General features: G+C 70.0%; 18 protein-coding genes. 5 read left to right on the top strand and 13 right to left on the bottom strand.

All coding sequences use genetic code 11. The features are described 5' to 3' along the window. Nucleotides 1–7 precede the first annotated feature (7 nt). The gene (locus OG947_RS21085; RefSeq protein ID WP_328812806.1) at nt 8–1,804 is read left to right on the top strand and encodes an NTP transferase domain-containing protein; all 1,797 of its coding nucleotides are present in this window, start codon (nt 8–10) and stop codon (nt 1,802–1,804) included. Here the strand turns inward: OG947_RS21085 and OG947_RS21080 are convergent. The 8 genes from OG947_RS21080 to OG947_RS21045 form a co-directional block, all read right to left on the bottom strand. Further along, complete coding sequence (locus OG947_RS21080; protein WP_328812804.1) at nt 1,746–2,474, bottom strand: sirohydrochlorin chelatase; 729 nt, start codon at nt 2,472–2,474, stop codon at nt 1,746–1,748. The two genes, OG947_RS21085 and OG947_RS21080, sit on opposite strands and share 59 nt — an antisense overlap. Continuing rightward, the gene (locus tag OG947_RS21075; protein ID WP_442973139.1) at nt 2,471–3,676 is read right to left on the bottom strand and encodes a uroporphyrinogen-III synthase; all 1,206 of its coding nucleotides are present in this window, start codon (nt 3,674–3,676) and stop codon (nt 2,471–2,473) included. Before OG947_RS21075 ends, OG947_RS21080 begins: the two co-directional genes overlap by 4 nt. Beyond that, nucleotides 3,676–4,131: a nitrite reductase small subunit NirD gene (gene nirD, locus OG947_RS21070; protein WP_051613601.1), complete on the bottom strand. Its 456-nt coding sequence runs from the start codon at nt 4,129–4,131 to the stop codon at nt 3,676–3,678. The genes OG947_RS21075 and nirD overlap by 1 nt, the downstream gene beginning before the upstream one ends. A gap of 69 nt (nt 4,132–4,200) precedes the next feature. Beyond that, nucleotides 4,201–6,714 (bottom strand): nitrite reductase large subunit NirB, encoded by a 2,514-nt coding sequence (nirB, locus tag OG947_RS21065; RefSeq protein WP_328809906.1) that lies wholly within the window; start codon nt 6,712–6,714, stop codon nt 4,201–4,203. Nucleotides 6,715–6,761: 47 nt separating this feature from the next. Next, the gene (locus tag OG947_RS21060) at nt 6,762–8,297 is read right to left on the bottom strand and encodes an FAD-dependent oxidoreductase (RefSeq protein ID WP_328812803.1); all 1,536 of its coding nucleotides are present in this window, start codon (nt 8,295–8,297) and stop codon (nt 6,762–6,764) included. Next, nucleotides 8,294–10,459 (bottom strand): molybdopterin oxidoreductase family protein, encoded by a 2,166-nt coding sequence (locus OG947_RS21055; RefSeq protein WP_222638665.1) that lies wholly within the window; start codon nt 10,457–10,459, stop codon nt 8,294–8,296. The genes OG947_RS21060 and OG947_RS21055 overlap by 4 nt, the downstream gene beginning before the upstream one ends. Further along, on the bottom strand, nt 10,456–11,928 hold the full coding sequence (locus OG947_RS21050) for a nitrate/nitrite transporter (protein WP_373425225.1): 1,473 nt from the start codon (nt 11,926–11,928) through the stop codon (nt 10,456–10,458). Before OG947_RS21050 ends, OG947_RS21055 begins: the two co-directional genes overlap by 4 nt. Nucleotides 11,929–12,062: 134 nt before the next feature. Continuing rightward, on the bottom strand, nt 12,063–13,379 hold the full coding sequence (locus OG947_RS21045) for an MFS transporter (protein WP_328812802.1): 1,317 nt from the start codon (nt 13,377–13,379) through the stop codon (nt 12,063–12,065). Nucleotides 13,380–13,466: 87 nt separating this feature from the next. Between OG947_RS21045 and OG947_RS21040 the strand changes: the two genes are divergently transcribed. Further along, nucleotides 13,467–14,162 carry a FadR/GntR family transcriptional regulator gene (locus tag OG947_RS21040; RefSeq protein ID WP_037186716.1) on the top strand — a complete coding sequence of 232 codons (696 nt, stop codon included), beginning with the start codon at nt 13,467–13,469 and terminating at the stop codon, nt 14,160–14,162. On the opposite strand, the gene OG947_RS21035 is transcribed toward OG947_RS21040, so the two are convergent. From OG947_RS21035 to OG947_RS21025, 3 genes are all read right to left on the bottom strand, one after another. Next, nucleotides 14,159–15,013 carry a TIGR02569 family protein gene (locus OG947_RS21035; protein WP_027506841.1) on the bottom strand — a complete coding sequence of 285 codons (855 nt, stop codon included), beginning with the start codon at nt 15,011–15,013 and terminating at the stop codon, nt 14,159–14,161. The genes OG947_RS21040 and OG947_RS21035 overlap by 4 nt on opposite strands. Before the next feature lie 82 nt (nt 15,014–15,095). Further along, a complete protein-coding gene (gene moeB / locus OG947_RS21030) occupies nt 15,096–16,274 on the bottom strand; it encodes a molybdopterin-synthase adenylyltransferase MoeB (RefSeq protein ID WP_328812800.1) in 1,179 nt (392 codons plus the stop codon). A gap of 19 nt (nt 16,275–16,293) precedes the next feature. Next, entirely contained in the window at nt 16,294–17,307 is a 1,014-nt protein-coding gene (locus OG947_RS21025; protein WP_051613603.1) for a DUF3152 domain-containing protein, read from the bottom strand. Nucleotides 17,308–17,456: 149 nt separating this feature from the next. Here OG947_RS21025 and OG947_RS21020 point away from each other — a divergent pair, with 149 nt between their 5' ends. Then, nucleotides 17,457–18,107 (top strand): TetR/AcrR family transcriptional regulator, encoded by a 651-nt coding sequence (locus tag OG947_RS21020; RefSeq protein WP_027506843.1) that lies wholly within the window; start codon nt 17,457–17,459, stop codon nt 18,105–18,107. 83 nt (nt 18,108–18,190) lie between these two features. On the opposite strand, the gene OG947_RS21015 is transcribed toward OG947_RS21020, so the two are convergent. Both OG947_RS21015 and OG947_RS21010 read right to left on the bottom strand, forming a co-directional pair. Next, a complete protein-coding gene (locus tag OG947_RS21015; RefSeq protein ID WP_027506844.1) occupies nt 18,191–18,424 on the bottom strand; it encodes a DUF3107 domain-containing protein in 234 nt (77 codons plus the stop codon). Nucleotides 18,425–18,533: 109 nt separating this feature from the next. Continuing rightward, nucleotides 18,534–19,265, bottom strand: coding sequence for a ferritin-like fold-containing protein (locus OG947_RS21010; RefSeq protein ID WP_051613614.1), 732 nt, complete (start codon nt 19,263–19,265; stop codon nt 18,534–18,536). 320 nt (nt 19,266–19,585) lie between these two features. Between OG947_RS21010 and OG947_RS21005 the strand changes: the two genes are divergently transcribed. Beyond that, complete coding sequence (locus tag OG947_RS21005) at nt 19,586–21,256, top strand: DEAD/DEAH box helicase (protein ID WP_037186721.1); 1,671 nt, start codon at nt 19,586–19,588, stop codon at nt 21,254–21,256. Between the two features lie 16 nt (nt 21,257–21,272). Beyond that, nucleotides 21,273–22,505, top strand: a complete 1,233-nt coding sequence (locus tag OG947_RS21000) for an Rv3212 family protein (RefSeq protein WP_222638668.1) — start codon at nt 21,273–21,275, stop codon at nt 22,503–22,505. The last annotated feature ends 1 nt before the right edge of the window (nt 22,506 follow it).

The following is a 22,506-nucleotide window of genomic DNA, read 5'->3' as shown; positions in this document are numbered from 1 at the left end:
GGATCACATGTCGGGACGCACAGCGCGCACGGACGCGCTGATACTCGCCGGCGGACGCAGCTCACGGATGCAGGGAACCACCAAGCCTGCCGCGCTCGTGGACGGAGTCACCCTCGTCGATCGGGTGCTGGGAGCGACGTCGTTCTGCACCGTCACCGTCCTCGTCGGACCGGACGACGTGACTGCCGACCCGCCGGGACCGAGGCGTGTCCGCCGCACCCGCGAGGACCCGCCGTTCGGAGGCCCGGTACGTGCGTTGGCGGCCGGGCTGGCCGTCACCGTCGACGACGGTGACGGTCCGCGGGAGAACGACGTCGTGTTGACCCTGTCCGCCGACCTGCCGTACATCACCGAGCCTGCACTCCGACTGCTCGTGCGAGAACTGCTGCGAGACACGACAGTCGAAGCAGTGTTCGGAACCGACTCGACCGGTCGCACCCAGTACCTCGTGGGCGCCTGGCGTCGCGACGCCCTCGTTCGAGGCGTCACCGCCGCGCTCGCACGCTGTCCGGCGGACGCCGAGCGCGGCCCGTCCATCCGCGACGCCCTGCCGGACGTCGTGGGCACCGTGGCGCTCACCGGCATCGACGACGTGGACACGCCCACCGAACTCGCGGCCGTCCGCACCGCGTCGAGACGCCCCTCCGTCGAGGTGGCGCGCCTCCTCGTGGGGAGCAGACTCACCGCGATCGCACCTCGTACCGCGTCGCTGGCCGACAGCCTCGGCGGCACGCTCGCGGAGCCGCTGATCGCCGCACGCCCGTTTCCGAGCTTCGTCACGTCCGCGATGGACGGCTACGCCGTGTGCGGCGACGGACCCTGGCACGTCGACGACGCCGTGGTGGTCGCCGGCGCCACCGACGACGTCGTCCTCGACACCGGCCACGCGGTGCGCATCGCCACCGGCGCAGCGGTTCCGGCGGAGTCGGGCGTGGTCCGCGACGAGTTCGTCGTTCTCGACGACGACGGTCTGCTCCACCGGTCGGACGGCGCACCCGTGCGCAACGACGCCCGCAGTATCGCCGAGGACTGGGACGGCGGAAGCGAACTCGCGCCGGCGGGCACCGTGATCTCCCCCGCCGTCGTGTCGGCCGCGCTCTCTGCCGGCGTGATCCGGGCGTCGACACGCCCCGCCCCGACCGTCCGACTCGTTCTCACGGGCGACGAGATCGGCGACGACACCGCGCCGGCGGCCGGGCGCATCCGCGACACCATCGGGCCGGTCATGCCGACGTACCTACGGTCGTGCGGGTTCGCACTCGCCGACGTCGCGCACTGCGCCGACACCGACGATGCCTTCGACGCGGCGATCCACGGCGGTGCGGACTCCGCACCGCCGGACGTCGTAGTCATCATCGGCGCGACCGGCGGCGGCGCCGCGGATCGACTGGACGACGCACTTCGACGCGCCGGAGCACACCGTGTCGTCGACGGACTCGCCTGCCGCCCCGGCGGTTCCGCCTCCGTCTCGGAGCTGCCCGATCATCGCGTGGTCCTGGGTGTCCCGGGCAATCCGTATGCCGCCGTCACCACGGTGATGCTGCTCGGCCCCGCCATCGCCGCGGCCTTGACCGGACGGTCCGTCCCGATACCGCTGACCGGAACACTGGCCACCGAGGTCGATGCCGGTGACGTCACTCGAGCCCTGCCCGCGTCCTACCTCGGCGCGGGTACCTGGCGGTGCGAGAGCTCCGTGCGTACAGCACATCTCGCGGCGCTGGTGGGCCGTGACGGCATCGCCGTCGTCACTGCGGGCCGGAGTCCGGGCGCTCCCGTCGAGATCGTGCCGCTGCCGCAGAGATGACGTCGGCACCCTCGCGGTAGCGATCGACGAGCAGCTGCACCACTCCCCCGTGCAGCCCCAGCGGTTCGGTGACACCGTCCGCTCCAGCGGACTGCAACCTCGTGTGAAAGAGGCCGGGCGCCAACAGGTACGAGGCGACGAAGACCTTCTCCCCGGTGGCCTTCAGAGTGGGGACCAGGTCCGCCGCGCGCGGCTCGCCTGTGGCGACGTAGGCGACGGTGACCGCCGATCCGGTGACGGCGGCGAGCTGATCCGCCGCGGTGTGCACGTCGTCGAGGGCCCGCACGTCGGAGGAGCCCGCCGCGGCGAGGACGATGCGATCGCCGGTCGTCCATCCGATCTGCTCGAGCCTGTCACGCAGTACCCGCGCGAGATCGAGATCCGGGCCCAGTGCGCGGGTGACGTGGACGTCGTCGTGACCGCTCTCGGCGATTTCGCGGGGCACGTCCGCGTGCACGTGATAGCCCGAGGCCAGGAAGGCGGGCACGACCACGACGGGACCGTCGACATCGCGCAGGACCTCCGACGGAGTGGGTCCCAGCACGTCGACGAAGGCGACCCGCACCGAGCCCACGTGCGGAGCCACGGCGTCGGCCAGCGCGGCGATCACCTCGACGCCGGCGGGGTTGCGCGTGCCGTGCGCGACGAGGACGAGTCGAGGATCGCTCACGACGCCTCCCCCGTCCGGCCGAGGCCGCCGCCCGGAGCACTCGACACGGCGTCGATCAGGTCGTCCGCGCTGTCGTCGACGGCGAGGCGGTATCCCCGCTTGACGACGGTCTGGATCGCTCTGGGTGCGCCGAGCGCGGACCGCACTCGCGCCATGGCCGTCTCGACGGCATGGGTGTCGCCGCCCCCACCCGGCAGAGCGGCGAGCAGGTCCTCGCGGGAGATCACCTGTCCGGGACGGCGAGCGAGAGTCTTCAGCACGGCCATGCCCGCGGGTGACAGAGCCTTGGGTGTGCCGTCGACGACGACGCACGCGCCGAGAACGCGCAACTCGTGACCGCCGGCCCGGACGATGCCCGCTCGACGCGGAAGTTCGTCGGCGACGTGGCGCACGAGAGCTCCGACACGCGCCCGCGCGGGCGCCGTCGTGGGAACACCCAGTACGTCGAGCGGAGCGGAGGTCACGGGCCCGACGCACACGGCGAGCACCCGATCGCGGAACGACTGCAGCATCGGTTCCAGCACACCGTTCTCCTTGGCGCGCATCAACATCGAGGCCACGGCGGGGGCACTGGTGAAGGTCACCGCATCGAGGTCACCACACAGTACGGCCTCGATCATGCGGTCCATCGGTGCCGAGTCGTCGGGTTGCACCCAGCGGTAGACCGGAACCGGGATGACCGTCGCGCCGGCCTGCCGCAGCACCTCGCAGAAGTCCGGAACCGGCTCCCACTCGGTGGTGGCGCCGTGCAGTTGCACCGCGACGCGGACGCCGTCCACGCCCTCCGCCAACAGATGTTCCAGCACCTCCGCGGACGACTCGGACTCCGGTGACCACTCCTCGCGCAGACCTGCTGCACGGATGGCTCCCTTGGCCTTCGGCCCACGGGCGAGGATGCGGGTGCCCTCGAGGGCCCGAGTGAGCTCCTCGGCGTCGCCCCACCCGTCGGCGGCCTCCATCCAGCCACGGAAACCGATGCCCGTGGTGGCCACGGTGACAGCCGGCGGAAACTCGATGATCTCGCGGGTACGACGACCGAGCTCCGCATCGTCCGACAGCGGAATGATCCTGATCGCCGGGGCGTGCACCACGTTCGCTCCGCGCCGTACCAGCAGCGAGGCCAGTTCGTCGGCGCGTCGAGCCGCGGTGACGCCCACGGTGAACCCCGCGAGGGGAGCGTCGGACGAGGTCGGCTGATCGATCACGGGGATGTCGTCTCCGTTCCACTTCTCGGCCGGACGGATGTGCCCGAGGTCTGGGTCGATGCGCCCGAGGGCTGGGCGGACACTGCGACGACGCCGTCGATCACGGTGACCTCGTGTACCGCCAAGGTCGTGTCCGGGTCGTCGAGGCAACGGCCGTCCACCAGCGAGAATACCTGCTTGAGCAACGGCGACGCGACGGTCGGCTCGCCGCCGCGGTCCCCGACCAGTCCGCGCGACATCACGGCGGCCCGTCCGAAGGGGTCGATGTTGCTCACGGCGAACAGCTCCTCGTCGCCGGTGCGGAACAACGCCACCTGCGCCCCGGAGGGCAGCAACACGGCGACTCCCCGACCCGGAGTGAGTTCCGAGAGTGCGAGCGCGGTGATCCACTCGTCGGTGTCGCCGCTGGTCACGGTCGTGGAATGGCGAGGTGCTGAGTCGATGACAGTCATGGTGGTCCTCCCTGGGGACAGTTCTACGGGGCTGGTGTTACTCGGCCGTTACGGCGACATGACCGCCACTCACCCGACCGGAACGGACGGCATCCCCATCAGGACCGGAACCTTGCGGGCACCGGACTCGTCGAACGAGACGGTGGGGTCGGACTCCTCCGGGGCGTTGACGAACGAGACGAAGCGCGCGAGCTTGGTCTCGTCCTCCAACACACCCCGCCACTCGTCCCTGTAGCCCTCGACGTGCGACGCCATCGCTGCCTCGAGGTCCGCGGCGATACCCAGGCTGTCCTCGCACACGACGGCGCGCAGGTGGTCGAGTCCGCCCTCGAGACTCTCGACCCACGGCGCCGTGCGCTGCAGGCGGTCCGCCGTGCGCACGTAGAACATGAGGTACCGGTCGATGTACCGGACGAGGGTGGTGTCGTCCAACCCCGACGCGAGGAGTTGCGCGTGCTTCGGCGACTGGCCGCCGTTGCCGCCGACGTAGAGATTCCATCCGCTCTCGGTGGCGATGATGCCGACGTCCTTGCCGCGCGCCTCGGCACATTCGCGCGCACAACCGGACACCCCGAACTTGATCTTGTGCGGCGACCGCAGACCGCGGTACCGCTTCTCGAGATCGACGGCCATTCCCACCGAGTCCTGGACGCCGTAGCGGCACCAGGTCGAGCCGACACAGCTCTTCACCGTGCGCAGCGACTTGCCGTACGCCTGGCCCGATTCCATGCCGGCGTCGACCAGTCGCTTCCAGATGGCGGGGAGCTGCTCGACGCGTGCGCCGAACATGTCGATGCGCTGGCCGCCCGTCACCTTGGTGTACAGCCCGAAGTCGCGCGCGACCTCACCGATGACGATGAGCTGCTCCGGTGTGCACTCGCCACCCGGCATACGAGGAACGACGGAGTAGGTGCCGTTCTTCTGGATGTTCGCGAGGAAGTGATCGTTGGTGTCCTGCAGGGCAGCCTGCTCACCGTCGAGGATGTGTTCCGAGGACGTGGACGCCAGGATCGAGGCCACGACCGGCTTGCAGATGTCGCAACCGGCGCCGCGGCCGTGAGCGGCGACGAGACCGGAGAACGTGCGGATGCCCGCGCCGGCGACGATCTCGAACAACTCGCGCCTCGACTGGGAGAAGTGCTCGCACAGGGCCTTCGACATGACCACGCCCGACGCGGCGAGCAACTGCTTGATCGTGGGGAGACAGCCACCGCACGTGGTGCCGGCGTCGGTGCAGGACTTGACCGAAGCGATGTCGCAGGCGCCCGCAGCGATGGCCGAGCAGATGGTCCCCTTGTCCACACCGTTGCACGAGCACACCTCGGCATCGTCGGGAAGCGCTCCGGCGCCGAGCTTCTCGCCGCTCGGCGAGATCAGTGCAGCCGGATCGCCCGGGAGTTCGCGGCCGACGAGCGGGCGCAGCGTCGCGTACGCCGACGCGTCCCCCACGAGGATGCCGCCGAGCAGAGTCCTCGCGTCGTCCGACAGCACGAGCTTGGCGTAGGTGCCCTTCGCGGCATCGTTGAGCACCACCTCGAGTGCGCCCTCGGTGGCGCCCATCGCGTCCCCGAAACTGGCGACGTCGACACCGAGCAGTTTGAGCTTGGTCGAGAGGTCCGCGCCCGGGAACTCGGCGGTACCGCCGACGAGCCGATCGGCGACGACCTCCGCGCTGGAGTACCCCGGAGCGACGAGGCCGTAGCACCGGCCCTCGATGGCCGCACACTCGCCGATGGCGTAGATCGCGGGATCCTCGGTACGGCAACCGATGTCGGTGAGGATGCCACCACGCTCGCCGACCGGGAGGCCGCTTGTACGGGCGAGAGCGTCCTGCGGGCGGACACCCGCCGAGAACACCAGCAGGGCGGCGTCGATGACGCTGCCGTCCGCCAGAGTGACGTCGATGCCGTGATCGTTCTCGGCGATGGCCGAGGTGCCGACACCGGCGTGGACGGTGACACCGAGCTCGGTGACGAGCTTCGCCAGGACCGCACCGCCGCCCTCGTCGACCTGCAGCGGCATCAGTCGCGGCGCGAATTCCACAACGTGCGGCGTCATGCCCATCTGCTTCAGGGCGTTCGCGGCCTCGAGACCGAGCAGGCCGCCGCCGACGACCACTCCCACTGCGCCGGGGCCGGCCGCGTCGGCGCAGGTGCGGATACGATCCAGGTCGTCGATCGTGCGATAGACGAAGCAGCGATCGAGGTCGTGCCCCGCGATGGGGGGGACGAACGGGTAGGACCCCGTGGCCATGACCAGCGCGTCGTACGGCACCACCGCACCGTCCGAGGTGGTGACCACCCGAGCGTCGCGGTCGATCGACTCGGCCCGCACGCCGGTACGCAGGGTCACCGCGGTGTCCCCGACATAGTCGTTGCCCGCCAACGCGAGTTCCTTGTGGTCCCAGGCGCCGACGTAGGACGAGAGCCCGACGCGGTCGTAGGCGGGGAGGGCCTCCTCGCAGAGGACGGTGACGGACCACTCGCCGGCCGTGTCGCGTGCGCGCAGCGCCTCGACGAACCGGTGGCCCACCATTCCGTGTCCCACCACCACGACTGTGCGGTGAGCGGTCTGGTCGGTCATGACAATCTCCTCGGGAAACGGTGAACGGGTGGTGTGACTCGGGTCGGTCATGCGGTGACCGGGAAGGCCGGAGGCCGGTCGTTGTCGGGGACCGGGAAGGCCGGAGGCCGGTCGTTGTCGGGGACGGGATCCGCTCGGTGCAGCCAGTCGCAGAGGCCGTCGACGACACCCACGCAGCTACCGCAACCGGTGGTGGCGCGGGTCTTCTCGGCCATGGCCTCGGGGGTGTGGGCACCGCCGCGCCACGCGCTGACCAAGTGCTTCTTGGTGACGGTGTTGCAGCGGCAGATCACGGCTGCGTCGGGCATGGTCGACGGGTTGGCGCTCTCGGTGGGTCCACCGACGAGGTGCCCGAGCAGCAGGGTCATACGGTCGACGGGGACGAGCGATCCGCCGTCGAAGTACTGGCTGAGCGTTCCGACGACTTCCGGGTTGCCGAGCATCACCGCGCCGACCAGGCGGTCCTTGCGGACGACGACCTTCGCGTACCGGCCGCGGGTGGGGTCGCTCATGACCAGGACCTCGGACTCGGTGTCGTTCGGGTCGACGTCGATCTCGCCCATCGAGGCGAGGTCGACGTCGTGCGCCTTGAGGCGGGTGATCTGCGCGGTGCCGTGGTACTCGGCGCGGGACGCGCTGCCGCACAGCTGGTCCGCGACCACCCCGGCCATTTCCCAGGCGGGCTGGACCAGGCCGTAGACCTCACCGCGGTGCTGGGCGCACTCGCCGATCGCGCGGATGTGCGGGTCGGAGGTGCGCAGGTCGTCGTCGACGACGACAGCGCGGTCGACGTCGAGCCCGGCCGCGACGGCGAGGTCGATGTTCGGACGGATCCCGGCCGCGACGACGACCAGGTCGGCGGGCAACGCGCTGCCGTCGGACAACACGAGTTCGCGCGTGCCGTCGGGCGCGGTACGCAGAGCCTCGGCCCGAGCGCCCAGCGCCACGTCCATCCCCAGCTCTCGCAACACTCGGGTCAGCACGGCGCCGCCACCGGCGTCCATCTGCTTCTCCATCGGATACGCGCGGGGGTGGACGATGGTGACGTCCGATCCGCGCATGAGGGCGCCGCGTGCGGCTTCGATGCCGAGAAGCCCGGCGCCGATCACGACGACGCGGGAACCGGGTCCCGTTGCTGCGGTGATGGCGTCGCAGTCGGCGAGAGTGCGGAACGCCACCACACCGTCCGCGGGGTGACCGTCCGCGTCGGTCATGCCGGGCGCGGGCGGCAGGAAGGACCGCGAGCCGGTGGCGAGGACGAGCGTGTCGTAGGTGTCCGTGGACCCGTCCGAGCGCGTGATCGTGCGGCGCTCGCGATCGATCGACGTGACCGCGACCCCGATGTGCGTCTCCAGACCGTTGCGCTCGCACCAGTTCTCGGGCTTGATTCGAGTGTCCCTCGGGGTCAGGTGCCCGGCGACCACGTTGGAGAGCAGGATGCGGTTGTACGCGGCGTGATTCTCGTCGCCGTAGACGACCACCTGGACGCGGGCCGCATCCGCGTCGCGTCGGTGGATCTCCTCCTGCAACCGGGCACCGGCGAGGCCGTTCCCGATCACGACGACGCGATGAGGTGCACTCATGCCGTCTCCCCGTCCGTCGCGCCGACCAGGTGCGCGGCGATGCGCACCGCGCAGACCTTGAACTCGGGCATCCGGCTGGTGGGATCGAGTGCCGGGTTGGTCACGAGGTTGGCGCGCGCCGCATCGGCGAAGTGGAACGGCAGGAACACCGTGTCGAGCCGCATCGACGCGTCGCACCGCACGCGGGCGACGACCGTTCCGCGGCGCGAGACGACGTCCGCGTCGTCGCCGTCCTCGAGCCCCGCGCGACCGGCGGTATCCGGGTGGACCTGGACGAACATCGGGCCTGCCGCCTCCGACAGGGACGGTACGCGCCGGGTCTGCGCACCGGACTGGTAGTGCGTGAGCACCCGCCCCGTCGTCGCGAGGAGAGGAAAGTCGGCATCGGTGGGTTCTGCGGGCCCGACCTGGTCGACCGTGACGAAACGTGCTCGTCCGGTGGGTGTCTCGAAACGATCGAGGAACAGTCTCGGTGTGCCGCCGTGCGTCTCCGACGGTACCGGCCAGTGCAGCGCCTCCCCGGCGTCGAGACGCTCGTAGGTCACGCCCGAGTAGTCGGCGATGCCACCGCGGGACGCTCGGCGCAACTCCTCGAACACCGTCCGTGCGTCGCGGGGGAAGCGGTCGGCGGGCTGGCCCAGGCGAACGGCGAGATCGGCGAGGATGTCGAGCTCCCCGCGCGCGCCCTCGGGAGCGTCCACGGCCCTGCGCCGGCGCAGGATGCGGCCCTCGAGGGAGGTCATGGTGCCCTCCTCCTCGGCCCACTGCAGCGTCGGCAGCACGACGTCGGCCATCGCGGCAGTCTCGGAGAGCACGAAATCGGTGACGACGAGCATCTCGAGTGAGGCGAGCCGGTCGACGACGTGACCGGCCCGCGGGGCCGAGACGGCGATGTTCGAGCCGTGCACCATGAGCGCGCGGGGACCACCGGGGGTGCCGAGGGCGTCGAGCAGTTCGTAGGCGCTCAGTCCCGCACCCGGGAGTGCGGACTCCTCGATACCCCAGAGGGCGGAGATGTGTTCACGCGCTGCGGGATCGGTGATCTTGCGGTATCCGGGAAGCTGGTCCGCCTTCTGCCCGTGCTCGCGTCCGCCCTGTCCGTTGCCCTGGCCGGTGATGCAGCCGTATCCGGTTCCGTGTCGTCCGCACAGCCCCAGCACGAGAGAGAGTCCGATGACGGCCGAGACCGTGTCGGTTCCGGACGCGTGCTGTTCGGCGCCACGGGCGGTGAGCACGTAGGCGCCCGTACCCGCGTCCCGTGACTGCGCCAGCAACCGCACCGTCTCCCGCAGGCGAGCGACGGGAACGCCGGTGACGCGCTCGGTCCGCTCCGGCCACCACTGCGCCGCCGCCGTCCAGAACTCGTCGAAACCCTCGGTGCGTGAGTCGATGTAGTCGCGATCGGCGTACCCCTCGACCACTGCCAGGTGCACCAGGCCCAGTGCGAGGGCCAGGTCGGTGCCCGGCGACAGTTGCAGGTGCACTCCGCCGGCGGACACCGCCCGGTCCACCGTCGCGGTGCGCCGTGGGTCGGCGACGATGAGCCCGCCCGCGTCGGCGGCGGTCCGGAGATGCTGCACGAAGGGGGGCATCGTCTCCGCGACGTTGCCGCCCAGCACCAGCACGGCCCGCGCGGAACCGATGTCCGCCAACGGGAACGGCAGTCCTCGGTCGATTCCGAACGACTTGTTGCCGGCGGCCGCGGCCGACGACATGCAGAACCGCCCGTTGTAGTCGATGTTCGACGTGCCCAGCGCGACACGGGCGAACTTGCCGAGCATGTAGGACTTCTCGTTGGTCAGCCCGCCCGCCCCGAAGATCCCGACCGCGTCGGCGCCGTGCTCGGCCCGGACGCGTCGAAGCGTCGTGGCCACCGCGTCGAGTGCGGCGTCCCAGGTCGTCGGGACGAGTTCCCCGTCGACACGCACCAGTGGTGTGGTGAGCCTGCCGGGCACTCGCAGCACCTCGGCGGCGGTCCACCCCTTCTGGCAGAGACCACCCTTGTTGGTCGGGAACTGGCGGGCCTCGATCCCGGCGCTCGCTGCATCCGTGCCGGTGACGGTCATCGCGCACTGCAGCCCGCAGTACGGGCAGTGCGTCGCCGTTCCTGCTCGGGTGGCCGGTGGCCGAAGGGTCTCCGGCACGGATGCAGCGACGGTCATACGGTGACCACGTCCTGCTCGTTCGCGGTACGCGCGCCGGATCGGCGGAGGTACACGGCCCACGTGGCCGCGGCGCAGAGGACGTAGAAGACGAGGAAGACCCAGAAGGCGGACGTCGCCGACTTCTCCGCGCCCGAGTACGACGCGCGCAGGACCAGGTTGATGCCCACTCCACCGAGCGCGCCGATCGCACCGGCGATACCGATGAGCGCACCGGACATCCGGCGGGACCACGCGGCCTGCTCGGTGGCCGACATCCCCACCAGCAACGTCGACTTCGACGCGAAGATCGCCGGGATCATCTTGTAGACGGAGCCGTTACCGAGCCCCGAGAGCACGAACAGCAGGATGAAGCCGACGACGTAGAACACCATCATCGATCCGGTCGCCGCTCCGGCCGTGGCGTCGTCCGTCATCGACGTCGCGACCAGGATGCCGGCGGAGAAGATCATCGCGACGAAGGTGTACATCGTGATGCGGCCGCCGCCGACGCGGTCGGCGAACTTGCCGCCGATCGGTCGGGACAGGGAACCGAGGAGCGGGCCGATGAACGCGATCTGAGCGGCGTGCAGGGAGGCCTGTGCCTGCATGGCCGGGGTGACCGCACCCCCGTCGGCCAGACCGGCGAGGAAGTTGATCTGCAGGATCTGCCCGAACGCGAAGCTGTAGCCGATGAACGACCCGAACGTACCGATGTAGAGGAACGCGATCCACCACGAGTCGGAGAAACGCAGCACGTCGATCATGGAGCGGCCGTTGGTCTTCTGGTTGTCCAGGTTGTCCATGTACAGGGCCGCGCCCACGGCGGCGACCGCGATCAGGACGAGGTAGACGGCGCACACGATCTCGGGTGCGGTGTTGCCCACCGTCGCGATGACGAGGAGCCCGATGAGTTGGATGACGGGGACACCGATGTTGCCGCCGCCTGCATTCAGTCCGAGAGCCCACCCCTTCTCACGCTGGGGATAGAAGGCGTTGATGTTGGTCATCGAGGAGGCGAAGTTGCCGCCGCCCAGTCCCGCGAACGCGGCCACGACGAGATACGTCGTGTACGAGGCGGGATTCATCATGAAGTACAGCGTCAGCACGGTCGGGATCAGCAGCACGAGGGCGCTGAAGATCGTCCAGTTGCGGCCGCCGAACTTCGCGGTGGCGAACGTGTACGGGATTCGCAGGATTGCGCCGACCAATGTCGGCACGGCCACCAGGAAGAACTTCCCGGCCGGGTCGATGCCGTACTGCGCCATCGGCATGAAGAGCACCATCACGGACCAGATGGACCAGATGGAGAAGCCGACGTGCTCCGCGACGACGGACCAGATCAGGTTGCGGCGGGCGATGTGCTTGCCGCCGGCCTCCCAGGCCTCGACATCCTCCGCGTCCCAGTTCGTGATGTGGTGCTTACGAGCGACTGCACCGGGGGCACCGGTGGGCGCCGTGGCAGCGCCGGTATCCGACAAGCTGGTCACGAGTGGCCTCCTGATCTCTGGGGAAGCCCAAAGATAGGAAAACCATGTTGCGGGGGCGCTGCACGCTGTGACCCGTGCGTGAACTTGACCTCACGTCCGTGTTTCAGGGTTGGTGAGGGTCCGGTTCGTGAGGGTCAGGGTCGCGACTGAGCCTGGCGGACGGGCCCGTCCTCGAGGACGCGCGGACGGCAGGCGGCCTTGGCGGCGACCAGCAGCACGGCGATGCCGCACGTGAGGAATGCGAACGACCACTCCCAGCCCCCCGTGTTCTCGTGCAGCACACCGAAGAGAATGGGGCCGGCGCAGGCGATGGTGTACCCGACTCCCTGCGTGAAGCCGGACAGGGATGCCGAGCCGACGGCCGTGCGCGTGCGCAGATTGATGAGCGTGAGCGACATCGGGAACGTCGTCGGACCTGCACCGACCAACACCAGCCACAGCACCGTGCCCGTCGCGGGCGCCCACAGCAGGCCCGCGAAGCCTGCGAGATAGCAGACCGCGCAGCCGATGACGATGGGATAGGGGTCGACCATCCGACTGGTGAAGGACGGCGCGAGCAGGGAACCCGCGAGACCGACCGCGGCGAACACCCCGAGCGAGGCACCGGCGGCACCCTCGCTGATGCCGGCCTCGACCAGGAGGGAGGGCAGCCACGTCAGCATCGAGTACGTGACCATGGACGTCATCGCGAACATGCCGGCCATCCCCCAGCCGAGCGAGGTGCGCCAGACCGGGACGGGCGGCGCCACCGAATGGGCCGACGGCTCGGTGAGCGGCCCGTCGAGCTCGGCCTCCACGGCGGCGTCCTGCGCCGGAGACTCCGCACCGCGCACCGCGGGGGCGGCGGGGCGAGTGCGTCGCGTCAGCATGATGGCCGTCCACGGCACCACGGCGGCGACGGCGGCCACACCCCACATCGCGAGCGACCAGCGCCACCCGACCGCGTCGGCGACGGGGACCGCCGTGAGCGACGGGACGATGGTGCCCAGCTGCAGGAGGCAGATGTAGACGGTGCTCATCATGGCGAGCCGGTCGGAGAAGTAGCGCTTGACCAGCGGCGGGATGACCACGTTGCCGATGCCCATACCGGCCAGGGCGACCGCCGAGAGCAGCGCCAGCGACCCGAGCCCGGGGGCGAACGCCCGCGCGAAGATGCCGACACCGGTCAGAGCCGCCGCGGCGAGTGCCGTCCGTTCGAGTCCGAGACGAGTCGCGATGACCGGGGTGAGCACGCCGAACAGCGCGAACATCGCGGTCGGGAGCATCCCGAGGAGCCCGATGGCGCCGGCGCCGAACCCGAGGTCGTCGCCGATCCGGGGGAACAGCGGCGACACCGAGGTGACCGCTGCCCGAAGTGTGAACGCGGACAGGATGAGTGCCGCGAACACCAACAGCCGTCCCTGCAGTGTCGAGCGTGACCCGGGCTCGGCAGTGGTGGCGGTCGCAGTCATGGGACGAATCATAGGATGATCCGACCTGTCTGGCAAAGGACTATTAGACTGGCCGAGACCGACACCACACGAGAGAAAGACACTGACGTGCAACCCGTACGCCGACAGAGCCTCATCGGGCAGGTCACCGACCAGTTACGAGGCGAGATCGAGTCCGGGACGTGGGCCGTCGGTACGCGGATACCCACAGAACCGGAGTTGACCGAGCTGACCGGCACGGGACGCAACACCGTTCGCGAGGCCGTCCAGGCGCTGGTGCACGCGGGCATGCTCGAGCGGCGCCAGGGATCGGGCACCTACGTGCTCGCGTCGTCGGAGATGCCGTCGGCCCTCGGCAAGTACTTCTCGTCCGCGCGGCGACGCGACGTCCTGGAGCTGCGGCGGGCGCTCGACATCACCGCGGCCACACTGGCCGCCGAGCGGCGGACCGACGAGGACGTCCGGATGCTCGAGGACACCCTGGCGCATCGGACCGCACTGTGGGACGTGGACCGCACCCGGGCCCTGCATCTCGACGTGTCCCTGCACCGTGCCATCGTCGCGGCCAGCCACAACAGCATCTACCTGGAGGTCTACGACTTCCTGCTCCCCAGTATCGAGGAGACCATCCTCGACCACGACGCCGATTCCGACCGTGCGTTCCACGAGGAGCACGCGGCCCTGGTCCGAGCGGTCGTGTCCGGGGACGCCGACGCGGCGGCCACCGCCGCACGCTGCTTCTTCACCGAGCTCGCCGCGGACGGTGCCGATGATCGGGACACCGGCGCACTGCCGACCGACTAGAGGATCAGGCGCACCAGATCGGCGGTACGGGCCAGACCGGGAAACGCCTCGGCGGTCGAGCGCGGATGCAGAGCGTGCACCGCGAGGCGGAACATCACCGCCCGCAATAACATCTGCGGCCACTCGGGGAGATCCTCCCAGCGGCCGATGAGCCCGTCGTCCGCGCCGCCCCAGGAGAGCGCGTCGACGACCACCACGGCCGCGGCCCACGACGCGGGGCGCCAGTACGGGGTGATGTCGGTGATACCGGGAGCCTGCACGCCGTCGAACAGCACCGTGCCGAACAGATCTCCGTGCACCAACTGGTCGGGCTCGCGCACCGGCCGACGCAGGGTGGCCAGCTGACCGATCACCTCGACACTGCGCACACCGTCCGGCGACGTCGGCTCCACCGCTCCCCCGGCACGGGCGGAGCGGAACGGAACCTGTTCCCACGCAGCACGATCAGCGGCGACGAACACGTCCACGTCACTCCACGGCGCGACCGGCGTCTGGGTCAGGAACCGCGGTTTCTCGAGCTGCGACGTCGCGACGTGCAGCCGGGTCGCCAGCGAGACGACCTCGTCGTGGCGGGGTTCGGGAACCCCCTCGATGTACGTGTCCGCGCGCCATCCGGACACGACGTAGCGGCCGTCGGTCGACCGCACCGGCCGCGCGAGCCGAACCCCCTCCACCGCAAGGGTTTCGCGCACCTTCGCCGACCAGGCACCGCGGGCGTGATCGGCCACCGGGGACAGGACGACGTCACCGAGACGCCAACCGCCGTCCCAGTCCGCTCCCAGAGCCACCGGCGCGACGTCTCGGAGCCCGAACGTGCCGATGACGTGCTGGGGAGGTTCCGCCGATGTCATGACGGCCACCGTACCGCCGCCGCGGTGCGAGTCCGCAGACCCCGGTGAGCGCGTGTCCCGGCACGCGTGACCGAACCCGGTGTCAGTACGTCGGGACGGTGGGGTCGACGTCGCGCGCCCACGCCTCGAGTCCGCCGCGCAGGTGGTGGACGTCGGCCATGCCGGCGGACCGCAGGACCGCGAGTGCCTCGGCCGAGCGGACACCCGTCTTGCAGTAGAGCACCACCGGCCGGTCCGTCGGCAGCGACGCGACCGCGTCACCGGCCACCACCGTCGGCAGAGGCATCAGCGTTGCGCCGTCGAGGTGCACGATGTCCCACTCGACCGGATCCCGCACGTCGATCAGTGCCACCGGGGCACCGCCGTCCAGCAGCGCGCGCACGGCCGCCGGATCGAGGTCGCCGTCCACCGAGTCCACCGACGGCAGGGGCGAGGCCACACCGCAGGACACCTCGTAGTCCTCCTCCACCTCGGACACCCGCACGCGACCGGGGTCCCGGCGCAGGGTGACCGTGCGGAAGGTCATGGTGCGCGCGTCGTAGACCAGCAGACGCCCGAGCAGCGTGTCGCCCATGCCCGTCACCAGCTTGACGGCCTCGGTCGCCATGATCGAGCCCACGACCCCGCAGAGCACGCCCAGCACGCCGGCCTCCGAACACGACGGCACAGTGCCCGACGCGGGCGGATCCGGGTAGAGGTCCCGGTAGTCGACGCCGAGACCGCCGGGTGCGGCATCCCAGAACACGGACACCTGCCCGTCGAAGCGATAGATGGATCCCCACACGTACGGGATGCCGGCGACGGCGGCCGCGTCGTTGACGAGGTACCGCGTCGCGAAGTTGTCGGTGCCGTCCACCACCAGGTCGTACTGGCGGAAGAGGTTCACCGCGTTGCGGGGCTCGAGCCGGACCTGGTGCAGCCGGACCTCGATGGTGGAGTCCACAGCCCGGATCGACTCGCGGGCGCTGACCGACTTCGGCCGACCGATGTCGGCCTCGCCGTGGATGATCTGTCGCTGCAGGTTGGAGGCGTCCACGTCGTCGAACTCGACGATGCCGAGGGTGCCCACGCCCGCCGAGGCGAGATACAGCAGCACGGGCGAACCCAAGCCGCCGGCACCGATCACCAGGATTCTCGCGTTGCGTAGACGCCGCTGGCCCAGCACTCCGACGTCGGGTAGCAGCAGGTGTCTGCTGTACCGAGCGACCTGCTCGCGGCTCAGCTCCGGGCCCGGTTCCACCACCGGGTCGACGATCGTCATGCTCCTCGTACCTCCCCGGTCAGGCCCTGGGGTACGGCCAGGGGTTGAAGCGACAGGTCTTGCCGTCCATCGGCACCACGCCCGCAGGATCGAGTACCGCGATGTCGTCGTTCGCCGTGCCGAAGGTCTGCTGCATCATGATCGGGGCCAGGCCACCGTCGGTCTCGCAGGGCTGGTGCGCCTGGTACCCGATCGCGTGGCCTACCTCGTGGTTGATCTGGTACTGCCGATACGACCCGATGTCGCCCTGGAACGCCACGGCGCCGCGCACCCAGCGCGGCTCGTTGAGCACCACCCTGCCGATACCGGGGTTGTAGCAGGACACCTCGAGCTGGATGTCGTACCCACACGCGTCGCGGATGGTCATCTGCGACGTCAGCGAGACCCGGAAGTCCGGATCACCGGTGTCGACGCGGCGGAAGGCGAAACGCTGATCATTCGTCCAGCTCTTGGGATTGGCGAGAGTCTGGTCGACGAGGCGACCGAACGACTCGTCGCCTCCGAAGCCCGTCGTGTCCACGCCGTCCTCGATCTCGACGGTGTAGGTGAACGTGCGTTCGGTGCCCTGGCCCACCTGGTCGGTGACTCCCGGCACCACGCGCCACGTGCCTGCGCCCTGCACCGCGAACTGACCGCCGTCGGGCAGCTGACCGCTGGACACCGTCTCGGCGAAGTTCCCGTCGGCCTGCGGCGGGACACCGATGATGCCGGTGTCGTCGGTCGTGTTGCTCAGCGCGGGGAATCCGGGTGCCGAGTCCGTCGTGGACGCGGTTCCGGGATCGCGTATCGCGTCGACGACCACGAGTACCGTCACGACCGCGAGGATCGGGATCGCGTAGGCGCGCCAACCGTAGGTCGACGTGAACCGCCCCAGCCGGCTCTGCTTCCGGGCGCTGCGCTCCGGCCGTGCGGCGCGTGTGCGTCCGGGATCGACCGCGGTGGGATCCCACTGGGCGCGCAGAGGCTGATGCGAGCGTCGCGCACGGTCGTCACGCGTCGCAGGCTCTCTCTGCGGTTGCCGTCGGTCACTCACCGATCCAGGTTCTCACACGCGTCTGCGGCCTTCGGTCGGCGCGCCGGGGTATCGTCGTCACGATCCGGAAGAACTTTCATGCCGCGTAGTTCCGATGTCTGAGTGATCCTCGTCCACCGGTGTCGCGGCGGATGGGACACACGAAACACATGACAGACGTCGCCGACCGAAGCTCCTCCGTGGGCGGGACCGGGAGTGGCCGGCGCAGTGCTCGACTGCCCCGTGATGCACGCCGCGCCCAACTCCTCGCCGCTGCCGGGGAGATCTTCGTCGCCCGCGGGTACCACGCCGCGGGGATGGACGAGATCGCGGAATGCGCGGGCGTCAGCAAACCTGTTCTGTACCAGCACTTCCCCGGCAAGCTCGACCTCTACGTCGCGGTGCTGCAAAACTACGTCGACAGCCTCATCTCGGGTCTGCGCCAGGCGCTGCGGTCGACGACGGACAACCACAAGCGCGTCCGGGCCGCCGTGCTCGCGTTCTACGACTTCGTCGACAACGACAGCCAGGGATTCCGCCTGGTGTTCGAGTCGGACCTCATGGGCGATCCTCAGGTGCAGAGCCGCGTCGATCAGGCCACCGAGGCCTGCGTCGACGCCGTGTTCGACCTCGTCAGCCACGACTCCGGACTCGACCCGCACCGTGCCCGCATCCTCGCCGTCGGCCTCGTGGGCGCGAGCCAGTTCACCGCCCGCTACTGGCTCGAGGCGGATCGTCCCATCACCAAGGAGGAAGCGGTGGACACCACCGTCACCCTCGCCTGGGGTGGTCTCTCGCACGTCCCCCTGCAGTCCCAGTAGGCGACGCACCCCGGTCCCACGAACCACGACGGCCCCGCACCAGCAGGTGCGGGGCCGTTCCTCGTGCGCGGTGGGCGCGTCGGTCAGGCGGTGCCGGACGACGCGAAACCGACCCGACGACTGTCGGACGGACCGATCTCCACGTACGCGAGCTTGCCCGCGGGCACCAGGAACTTGCGGCCCTTCTCGTCCACCAACGACAGCACACCCTCGCCGCCGAAGGCCTTCGAGACCAGGGTCTCCACCTCGTCGGGCGTCTGCGCGCTGTTGATGACCAATTCCCGTGGGCTGTCCGAAATTCCGATCTTGACCTCCACGGCCGACCTCCGAAACGTTGTCGCGAACCTGCTGTCCACTTCAGGTTAGAGCAGCACCGGCCGCCGGTGAGTGCGTGACGCACACGCCCACAGCGAACACCGACACGAGTCAGACGAGGCCGAGAATCGCCATCCGCTCGGAATGCCGGACCTGCATGCGGTCGAACAGCGCCACGATGCCGTTGAAATCGCCCGACGCCGTCATGACCAGTTCGGTCAGCTCCTCGCGCTGCGCCAGGACGAACTGCGCCTGGGTGATGGCCTCCCCGAGCAGGCGGCGTCCCCAGAGCATCAACCGGTCCTTGTCCGCGGCACTCGCCGCGACACGCGCCACCACCTCGGTGACGACGAACTCCGAGTGGCCCGTCTCGGCGAGCACCTCGCGCACGGTGGCGGCGATGTCGTCCGGGAGGCTGTGCGCGATCTCGCGGTAGAAATCGGCGGCGAGGCCGTCTGCGACGTAGGTCTTGACGAGCACCTCCATCCACGTCGAGGGCAGCGTCGAGGCATGGTAAGCGTCGAGAGCGGCGGCGAAAGGCTCGGTGACCGACAGGACGTCCCGCCCGCGCTCCGCGAGGGCCGCCTCGAGCACCTCGAAGTGGTTCATCTCGGCGGCCGCCATGCTCGCCATGGCGATGCGGTCGCCGAGCGTCGGGGCCATTCGAGCGTCGTCGACCAACCGGTAGAACGCCGAGATCTCGCCGTACGCGAGAACGCCCAGGAGACTGATGATTCCGGGGTGATCACCCGGCACGGTTCCCCCGGTCGCAAGGCCCTCGTCGGACCCGGACGGGACGTTCGGAGTGGACCCGCCGTGCTGTGGATCCGAATCTGTTCGCATGGCTGCCGAGACTACCGTCGACACGGCTCGCGCGAGCGGAACCGCGGCGTCGGGTGCCGACCAGGTAGAATAGGTCGCGAGCACGCTCCACCGGTGCCGGCAGCAGGGACCGAGACAGTCCGCACGCCGGCCCGACGCACCGTGGTCACCTCCGTCGGAGGCGATCGCGGCGAGCACCGGGAGCCGTGCTCACGACATTGTGCGCGCACCTGATTCGTGTCTGCCGCCGATCGTGTCGCCGCATCTGCGGCCGACCCCGATCGCGCCTGTCGACGAATCGAGGGTTTCGACACCGGCCGCGGAGCGGCCTGGCCCTCGTCGTGCGTGCGAGGCGAGAGACGAGAAAGGCCGAAACACTGAGCAAGATCACTGTGGACCACGAGACCGACGACGTGGCGGAGACCACCGTCTCGGCCACCCTGGACACCACCCACACTCCCCCGACCTTCGCCGAGCTGGGCGTTCACCCCGAGATCGTCCGTGGGTTGACCGACATCGGCATCGAGCGCACGTTCGCGATCCAGGAACTCACGCTTCCCCTGGCACTCGCGGGCGACGACCTCATCGGCCAGGCCCGCACCGGCATGGGCAAGACGTTCGGCTTCGGCGTCCCGCTGCTGCACCGTCTCGCCACCGGTCCGGCCGACGGCTCGGGCACCACGGTCCTGGACGGCACCCCGCGTGCGCTGATCATCGTTCCCACGCGCGAGCTGTGCGTCCAGGTCACCTCCGACCTGGAGAACGCGTCGAAGCACCTGCACTCGGCCAACGGTCGCGTGAAGGTCATGTCGATCTACGGCGGACGGCCCTACGAGGCCCAGATCGAGACCCTGCGGACCGGCGTCGACGTCGTCGTCGGCACCCCCGGACGACTTCTCGACCTGGCCAAACAGGGCCACCTCGTGCTGGGCAAGGTCGGCGTCCTGGTGCTCGACGAGGCCGACGAGATGCTGGACCTGGGCTTCCTCCCCGACATCGAGCGCCTCATGAGCATGGTGCCGGAGAAGCGTCAGACCATGCTGTTCTCGGCGACCATGCCCGGGCCGATCATCACGCTCGCCCGCACGTTCCTCACTCGGCCGACGCACATCCGCGCCGAGGAGGCCGAGTCCTCCGCGATCCACGAGCGCACCGCCCAGCACGTCTACCGGGCACACGCACTGGACAAGGCGGAGATGGTCGCGCGGGTGCTGCAGGCCGAGGGCCGCGGCGCCACGATGATCTTCACGCGCACCAAGCGCACTGCCCAGAAGGTCGCCGACGATCTCGCCGAGCGCGGATTCTCCGTCGGCGCCGTCCACGGTGATCTCGGGCAGGTCGCCCGCGAGAAGTCGCTCGCGGCGTTCCGCTCCGGCAAGATCGACGTGCTCGTCGCCACCGACGTCGCGGCGCGCGGTATCGACATCGACGACGTCACCCACGTCATCAACTACCAGTGCCCCGAGGACGAGAAGACGTACGTCCACCGCATCGGACGTACGGGTCGTGCGGGCCGCACCGGTATCGCCGTCACGCTGGTCGACTGGGACGACATCCCCCGCTGGCAGCTGATCGACAAGGCCCTGGGCCTCGACATCCCCGACCCGGTGGAGACGTACTCCAGCTCCGAGCACCTGTACGCGGAACTGAACATCCCGCACGGCACCACGGGCAGCATCGCGAAGCGGCGCGCCGAGACTCCCGCCGCCGAGAAGACGGACACCCGCTCGAGCCGGAGCGAGAACTCGGACCAGGCGTCGGACGGCGAGGCCACCACCACGTCGCGCCGGAGCCGGTCACGTCGCCGCACCCGCGGCGGGGGCCACGCCGACGCTGCCGCCACCGCGGACAGTTCGGCCACGACAGGTCCCGCCGAGGCGTCCGGTGACGGATCCACGTCGGACAAGCCCCGTCGTCGCCGTCGACGCCGGTCGTCCGCCGGGTCCGCGGCGCACGCCGGTGAGAACGGCGCGTCGGCGGAGGCCTCGTCGTCCGCCGGTACGTCCGACTGACCGTCACGTACCTGACGTGCTCGCTCCCGAACGGCGCACCCGCGTCGACGTGATCGCCGCTGTGGTGATCGTCGTGGTCGTCCTGGTGGGCGCCTCGGTGATCTGGTTCCGCAGCGACGCTCGCGGCACCACGTCCGTGGTTGCCGACGTGCCTCTCACCGCCCCGGCGTCGGCATTGTCGGTGCCCGAGTCGTTCTCAGAGATCTGGCGCGCCGACGACACCGGAACCGGGGCACCGACCACCGTCGGCGGAGCCGTCGTCGTCTCCACCGGCGACGCGGTGACCGGACTCGATCCCGCCACCGGCTCGCCGTCCTGGTCCTACACGCGTGATCGGGCCCTCTGCTCGGTCGTGGGGGCGTGGGACGCGGCGGTGGCGGTGTTCCGGGACGGCCGGGGATGCGGCCAGGTCACCGAGCTCGACGGGTCCACCGGAGCGCGCGAGGACCAGCGCACCAACGACGCCGACGACCCGGTCCGGTTGTCGTTCGACGGCACGTACGTGACCGAACTCGGCGCCACGCGCCTCGAACTCTGGCGCTCCGACCTCGTGCGCACACTCGAGTACGGGCGTGTCGACGCCCCGGTCAACCCGCGCAGCCAACCCCGCACCGGATGCGACCTCGTGTCGAGCGCGTCCGCGAGCACCCGCCTCGCCGTGCTGGAACGGTGTCCCGGTGAGGAAGGCCTGCGCCTGACGTCGATGAACCCCGCACCGAAGGACAACACGGTGCCCGACGTGTACGGCTCGACCATCCTGGCCGACGTCCCCGCGGACGCAGCGGCAGCACGCGTCCTCGCGGTGGTCGGGGATCGCCTCGCGGTCTACCTCCCCCCGGCCGGGAGCGAGGTCGCCCGGGTGGCACTCTTCGACGGGTCCGCCAACTTCGTCTCCGCGCAGGCCGTGACCGCCGACGTCACCACACCGTCCGCCGACGCCCTCGCATCCGACATCGTGCGTACCGGTTCCGTCGTCTCCTGGTGGACGGGCGCCGACACCGTCGGCTTCACGCAGTCCGATCTGTCACAGCGCTGGGTTCTCGCCGGAACTCTCGGCGCGGGTGCTGTGATGGCCGGTCAGCTCCTCGTCCCGGTTCCCGGCGGTATCGCGGTGGTGGATCCGGAGAACGGCGTCGCCTCCCGCACGATCGCGGTGGACCGCGGCGAGTACACCGGACCGGTCGCACTGTCCGTCCTCGGCACCAGCGTGTTCGAGCGCCGCGGTGCCGAGACCGTCGCCCTGGGCTGAG

This window comes from Rhodococcus sp. NBC_00297 (assembly GCF_036173065.1).
In the GTDB taxonomy this organism is placed as follows: domain Bacteria; phylum Actinomycetota; class Actinomycetes; order Mycobacteriales; family Mycobacteriaceae; genus Rhodococcoides.
Note: the sequence above shows the minus strand (reverse complement) of the source record. Positions and strands in the feature narration are given on the sequence as shown.

Coding starts and splice junctions, on each gene's coding strand:
- OG947_RS21020 (WP_027506843.1), top strand. CDS start 17,457: ATGACAGACGTCGCCGACCGAAGCTCCTCCGTGGGCGGGACCGGGAGT.
- OG947_RS21010 (WP_051613614.1), bottom strand. CDS start 19,265: ATGCGAACAGATTCGGATCCACAGCACGGCGGGTCCACTCCGAACGTC.
- moeB (WP_328812800.1), bottom strand. CDS start 16,274: ATGACGATCGTCGACCCGGTGGTGGAACCGGGCCCGGAGCTGAGCCGC.
- nirB (WP_328809906.1), bottom strand. CDS start 6,714: ATGACCGACCAGACCGCTCACCGCACAGTCGTGGTGGTGGGACACGGA.
- OG947_RS21055 (WP_222638665.1), bottom strand. CDS start 10,459: ATGACCGTCGCTGCATCCGTGCCGGAGACCCTTCGGCCACCGGCCACC.
- nirD (WP_051613601.1), bottom strand. CDS start 4,131: ATGACTGTCATCGACTCAGCACCTCGCCATTCCACGACCGTGACCAGC.
- OG947_RS21035 (WP_027506841.1), bottom strand. CDS start 15,013: ATGACATCGGCGGAACCTCCCCAGCACGTCATCGGCACGTTCGGGCTC.
- OG947_RS21045 (WP_328812802.1), bottom strand. CDS start 13,379: ATGACTGCGACCGCCACCACTGCCGAGCCCGGGTCACGCTCGACACTG.
- OG947_RS21085 (WP_328812806.1), top strand. CDS start 8: ATGTCGGGACGCACAGCGCGCACGGACGCGCTGATACTCGCCGGCGGA.
- OG947_RS21060 (WP_328812803.1), bottom strand. CDS start 8,297: ATGAGTGCACCTCATCGCGTCGTCGTGATCGGGAACGGCCTCGCCGGT.